General features: G+C 64.6%; 5 protein-coding genes and 2 pseudogenes. 5 read left to right on the forward strand and 2 right to left on the reverse strand.

Annotated features, from left to right (window positions below):
• Positions 1-182: hypothetical protein (locus EOA28_RS39585; RefSeq protein WP_210214954.1), on the reverse strand; the 182-nt coding region annotated here is incomplete at its 3' end.
• 30 nt (positions 183-212) lie between these two features.
• Positions 213-653 carry a host attachment family protein gene (locus EOA28_RS22555; RefSeq protein WP_127250037.1) on the reverse strand — a complete coding sequence of 147 codons (441 nt, stop codon included), beginning with the start codon at positions 651-653 and terminating at the stop codon, positions 213-215.
• 418 nt (positions 654-1,071) lie between these two features.
• On the opposite strand from EOA28_RS22555, the gene cysG reads away from it, so the two are divergent.
• The 5 genes and pseudogenes from cysG to EOA28_RS22580 form a co-directional block, all read left to right on the forward strand.
• Positions 1,072-2,520: a siroheme synthase CysG gene (gene cysG, locus EOA28_RS22560; protein ID WP_127250036.1), complete on the forward strand. Its 1,449-nt coding sequence runs from the start codon at positions 1,072-1,074 to the stop codon at positions 2,518-2,520.
• Positions 2,517-2,819, forward strand: a complete 303-nt coding sequence (locus EOA28_RS22565; RefSeq protein ID WP_127250035.1) for a DUF2849 domain-containing protein — start codon at positions 2,517-2,519, stop codon at positions 2,817-2,819. The genes cysG and EOA28_RS22565 overlap by 4 nt, the downstream gene beginning before the upstream one ends.
• Positions 2,820-2,862: 43 nt before the next feature.
• Positions 2,863-4,532 (forward strand): annotated as a pseudogene (locus tag EOA28_RS22570) (nitrite/sulfite reductase).
• A gap of 40 nt (positions 4,533-4,572) precedes the next feature.
• Positions 4,573-5,271: pseudogene (locus EOA28_RS22575) on the forward strand (phosphoadenylyl-sulfate reductase); the annotation flags it as partial.
• Between the two features lie 170 nt (positions 5,272-5,441).
• On the forward strand, positions 5,442-5,765 hold a 324-nt coding region (locus EOA28_RS22580), incomplete at its 3' end, for a DUF934 domain-containing protein (protein WP_128315284.1).

Raw genomic sequence — 5,765 nt, forward strand, 5'->3', positions numbered from 1 at the left:
TTTTTGCGCGCCTTTCGAAAATTCACGATTTCGGATGGGCGCCCGCCGAGGCCGTCGCCTTCGGCAATATGGTGGACGGAGCGGCGATCATGCAACCGCCGCCGCGCAGAAATCGACCTAGAAACAGGGTGCAAACCGGAAAATCGGCGACGCGCCGACAAAGAGACGGTCGCGGAACGCATTTGGTCCCGAAGCTGCTTTGCCTCGGCCGCTTATGCCGCTTGCAAGAGGGTCTCGATATCGGGAATCGTGTGGTTGGTGAGCGTCTTGGGAATTTCGGCCTGCACCTTCTCGCTCACTTCCTTGTGCAGTTTCTGGCGCATCTCGCCAAGCACCTGCGGCGGCGCGACCAGCACGACCGCGTCGAATGCGCCGCGATGCGCGAGCTTGTAAAGCCGGTCGGCGATCTCGACAGCGAAACGTTCCTTGCCGAGACGGTGCCAATCGGTTTCCTCGACGGCGCTGCGGGGGCCTTCGTTGCTCTGGCGGCCCGGTTTGTCCGTGCCTTGCTCGCGCGTCGCGGGGTTCTCCTGCTCCATCTCGTGCACCACCTCCAGGTTCGGGAACTTGTTGTCGCCCTGGTTGCGCAGGAAAAGCGCCTTTTCACCATCGGCCACGACGACCCACAATCCGTGCTTCAGCTTGATGTTCATGGTGTTCCTCCTTTGCTTGCGGGTTGCCGACCGGTCGAGCCCAGGATCGACAGAACGGATTGCTAGCCAAACGAGCCGCGCAGCAGGATTGTTCCGAGCTGCCGGTGGCGCTCTCATCTGCTCCCGCCTGACGAGACTGGTCGTCGAGCGACAAGGTCGGCTTTAATCTACCAAGTTAGTAGAATTTAGAAAAAACTGTTTTGCCGCATTCCAGAGCCGGTGCTAAAAACGGCGGTAGATCAAGGTGGTTTCTCACGCCGTTCCGGCTCTCTCATTCTCAAAGTAGAATTTTTTTCTCTTGCTCTTCGCGGCTGCGAAAAAGCGATTGCCTGCCGTTCGGCGACGCGCGAGTGATTGCCTTCTGGTTTTTGGCCAGTCCGCGTAAAACTGCCAAACTGTTTCACTATTGCTCGTCGCCATGTCGCCAGCCAACGCCAAGCTCAATGCCTTCCCGGTCTTCATGCGGATCGACGGCGAAGCCGTGGCCATCGTCGGCAATCGCGAAGAGGCGCTTGCCAAGGCCCGGCTGCTCGCCCAGTCGAGCGCGGCGCTGCGCATCATTGCCGACGACGCCGATCCCGACCTGCTCGCCTTCGTCGCCGTGTCCGGTGCCGTTCACGTCGATGCCGCCTATGAGGCGGCGCATCTCCAGGATGTCGCCCTGGTGTTCGCAGCCAGTGGCGACAAGGCGCTCGACCGCCGCGTCGCCGAGGACGCGCGCCGATTGGGCATTCCGGTCAATGCGGTAGACCAGCCGGACGTGTGCGATTTCTTCACTCCGGCGTTGGTCAACCGCGCGCCGGTTGCGATCGCCATCGGCACCGAGGGCGCCGGACCGGTTCTGGCGCAGATGCTGCGCGTCCGCATCGACCGCATGTTGTCGCCTTCGCTCGGCCGGCTGGCGGCGCTTGCCGCGTCGTTCCGCGCCGCCGCGGAGAAACTGCCGAAGGGCAACCGCCGTCGCCGCTTCTGGAGCGATTTCTTCGCCGGCGCGCCGGCCAAGGCCATCGAAACCGGTGACCACGCCCAGGCGCATGGCGCGGCGCTCGAACTCCTGAGCGCGGATGCGCCGGCCGGGGGCCATATCGCGCTGGTCGGCGCCGGTCCGGGCGCGGAGGACCTGTTGACGCTGCGCGCGCACCGCCTGCTGATGGAAGCCGATGCCATCGTCTATGATGCGCTGGTGCCGGAGGCGATCGTCGCCATGGGCCGCCGCGATGCGGAGCGCCTACCGGTCGGCAAGCGCAAGGGCTGCCATTCCAAGAGCCAGGAAGAAATCAACGCGCTGCTGATCGAACTCGGCCAAGCCGGCAAGCGCGTGGTGCGGCTGAAGTCAGGCGATCCGCTGGTGTTCGGCCGGGCCGGCGAGGAGATGGCGGCGCTGCGCGAGGCCGGCATCGCCTATGAGGTGGTTCCGGGCGTCACCGCCGCCTTCGCCGCCGCTGCCGATTTCGAGTTGCCGCTGACGTTGCGCGGTGTCTCGTCCTCGATGGTGTTCACCACCGGCCACGACCTCAAGGGCAACTCGCTGCCCGACTGGGCCAAGCTCGCCATCTCGGGCGCGACGGTCGCCGTCTATATGGGTCGCTCGGTCGCGGCGGAAGTCGCTGGCCGGCTGATCGAAGCGGGGTTGTCGTCGGACACGGCCGTCGCGGTGGTCGAGAATGCCAGTCTCGGCAGCCGGCGCCGTTTCCACGGCACACTCGCCGACCTGCCGTCGCTGGAAGAGCGCGCCGACCTCACCGGTCCGGTCATGACGATCATCGGCGATGCGGTCGCTGGCGCCAATTTCGAACGATCGGAGCCGCTCGCGGCACATAAGCGTGAGGGCGCGGCTTCAGCCGTCGCCGAAGGAGTTCAATCATGAAGGTTCTGACCGCGAACAGGCTCTCCGACGGCATCGCCGTCTGGTACGCCGATGGCGGCTGGGCGGAGACGGTCGGTCATGCCGATATCGCGCATGACAAGGCGGCGGAGGACCGGCTGGAAGCGATCGGCGCCGCAGCCTACGCCAACAATGAGGTGGTCGACGTCAACCTGATCGACGTCGAAGTGGTCGACGGTTTGGCCGAGCCGGTGCGGCTGCGCGAAAAGATCCGCGCCGCTGGCCCGACCATCCGCACCGATCTCGGCAAGCAGGCCGCCCCGGAAGCCATCGGGGCGTAGAGTTTTAGAAAGCAGCGGGCGGACGCGCCCGGAAAGACAAAGCATGTACCGTTACGACGAGTTCGATCAGGATTTTGTTCACGCCCGCGTCGCCGAGTTCAGCGACCAGGTGCAGCGCCGGCTTGCCGGCGAGATCACCGAAGACCAGTTCCGGCCGCTCAGGCTGATGAACGGCGTCTATCTGCAACTGCACGCCTATATGCTGCGCATCGCCGTGCCGTATGGCACGCTGAACAGCAGGCAGTTGCGCATGCTCGGCCACATCGCGCGCAAATACGACAAGGGCTACGGCCATTTCACCACGCGCCAGAACATCCAGTTCAACTGGCCGGCGCTGTCGGACATTCCGGCGATCCTGGCTGATCTCGCCAGCGTCGAGATGCATGCCATCCAGACCAGCGGCAACTGCATCCGCAACGTCACCGCCGATCATTTCGCGGGCGCCGCCGCCGACGAGGTCGCCGATCCGCGCCCCTATGCGGAAATCCTGCGCCAATGGTCTTCGGTGCATCCTGAGTTTTCGTTCCTGCCGCGCAAGTTCAAGATCGCGGTGACGGGTGCCGAGCGCGATCGCGCCGCCATCCAGACCCATGACATCGGCCTGCACCTGAAGAAGAACGCGGTCGGCGAGCTTGGCTTCGCCGTCTATGTCGGCGGCGGCCAGGGCCGCACGCCGATGGTGGCAAAGAAGATCCGCGACTTCCTGCCGGAAGCCGATCTTCTGTCCTACTGCACGGCGATCCTGCGCGTTTACAATCTCTACGGCCGCCGCGACAACAAGTACAAGGCGCGCATCAAGATCCTGGTGCACGAGACCGGTGTCGAGGAGATCACCCGCCAGATCGAGGCGGAATGGCAGGAGCTCAAGGACGCCGAGCTGAAGCTGCCGGAGGCCGACATCCAGGCCATCAACGCCTATTTCGCGCCGCCGGCGCTGACCGCCCGGCCCGAGGGCGACGATGCGGTGAAACAGGCGCGGCTCGACTCCAAGAGCTTCTCGGAATGGCTCGACCAGAATGTCGTGACGCATCGCCATCCCGACTACGCGGCGGTGACGATCTCGCTCAAGGGCATCGGCGAGGTGCCCGGCGACGCCAGCGACAGCCAGATGGAAGCGGTGGCCGACATCGCCGAGAGATACGCCTTCGACGAGCTGCGCGTCAGCCATGAGCAGAACCTCATCCTGCCGCATGTGGCGCGCGCCGATCTCAAGGCGGTCTATGACGCACTGGTCGAGATCGGCCTCGCGACCGCCAATTCCAACTTGATCAGCGACATCATCTCCTGCCCCGGCCTCGACTATTGCGCGCTGGCCACGGCGCGCTCGATACCGATCGCGCAGGAAATCTCGCAGCGCTTCGCCTCGCTGGAGCGGCAGCGCGAGATCGGCGAATTGAAGCTGAAGATCTCCGGCTGCATCAATGCCTGCGGCCACCACCATGTCGGCCATATCGGCATTCTCGGCGTCGAGAAGAAGGGCTCCGAGCTCTACCAGGTGACGCTCGGCGGCTCGGCCGACGAGAACACCTCCGTGGGCGAGATCATCGGCCGCGGCTTCTCATCGGAAGAGATCACCGATGCCATCGAGCAGATCGTCGATACCTATCTCGGCCTTCGGCTCAGTCCCGACGAACGTTTTATCGACGCCTACCGCAGAGTCGGTCCCCGCCGTTCAAGGAGGCGCTCTATGCTGGCGAAACCAAGGCCGCTTGACCGTATTGTCGACGTCGAGGCCGGCATCGCCGCCGAAGCGGCGGGGCTCGACGCGCTGCTCGGCCATCTGAAGCCGATCGAGATCATCGAGCGCGCGGCGCGCGAATCCTTCCGCGGCGAGGTCGCGGCGGTCTCGTCCTTCGGCGCGGATTCGGCGGTGCTGCTGCACATGATCTCGGAGATCGACCGCACGCTGCCGGTGATCTTCCTCGACACCGGCAAGCATTTCGAGGAGACGCTCGGCTATCGCGACGCGCTGGTCGCCGATTTCGGCCTGACGGATGTAAGGGTGATCAAGCCGGACGAGGCGGCGCTCGAACGCGTCGATCCGACCGGCCAGCTCAACGAGACCGACACGGACGCCTGCTGCAATGTGCGCAAGGTGGAGCCGCTGGCGCGCGGCGTCGAGCCGTTTCGGGCCTGGTTCACCGGGCGCAAGCGCTTCCAGGCGTCGACGCGCGCGGCGCTGCCCGTCTTCGAGGCGGTCGGCTCGCGCATCCGCATCAATCCGCTGGCGCATTGGACGACGTCGGATCAGGCCGACTATATGCGCGCGCACGCGTTGCGCGAAAATCCGCTGGTCGCCTATGGTTATCTCTCGATCGGCTGCTTCCCGTGCACACAGCCGGTGCAGCCCGGCGAGGACGCGCGCAGCGGCCGCTGGGCAGGCCACGCCAAGACCGAGTGCGGCATTCACTTGTCGGGCCTGGAGAAATCGCTGACCGACGCCTCTCTTTAGGATACGCCGATATTCAGGTGAGGCCGGCCTGCAAATGGCGACTTCCTGCGCTTCCGGTGCTCACGTACTTCAAGTACGCTCCGCTCCGGTTCTCGGAGACCACCATTTTCGGCTCGGCCTGACCTGAATCTCGGCATATCCTTGCAATCGTTAGGACTTTAGGATTTTTGATGACTGGATCGACTTCAGCGGGGACCCGCCTCTGGACCCCGGACGGTTTTCGCGAGGACGAGTGGACGCATGCCGAAAGCGCCGAGGCGCTTGCCGGCAATGGCCGCTTCATCCTGCCGTTGCAGGCTTTTCTCGGGCTCGATGAAGAAATCCGCAAGTCAGCCAAAGAGCGCCTTGGCGTGCTGCTGCAGCCCGGCGACGAGCTCGACAAGATAACCGGCCTGCTGGACCAGCTGTCGCTGGTGGCGCTCGCCTTCCCAGCCTTCAATGACGGCCGCTCCTTCTCGAAGGGCGAGTTGCTGCGCGCCCGGCATCATTTCAAG

Source organism: Mesorhizobium sp. M2A.F.Ca.ET.067.02.1.1 (assembly GCF_004023285.1).
In the GTDB taxonomy this organism is placed as follows: domain Bacteria; phylum Pseudomonadota; class Alphaproteobacteria; order Rhizobiales; family Rhizobiaceae; genus Mesorhizobium.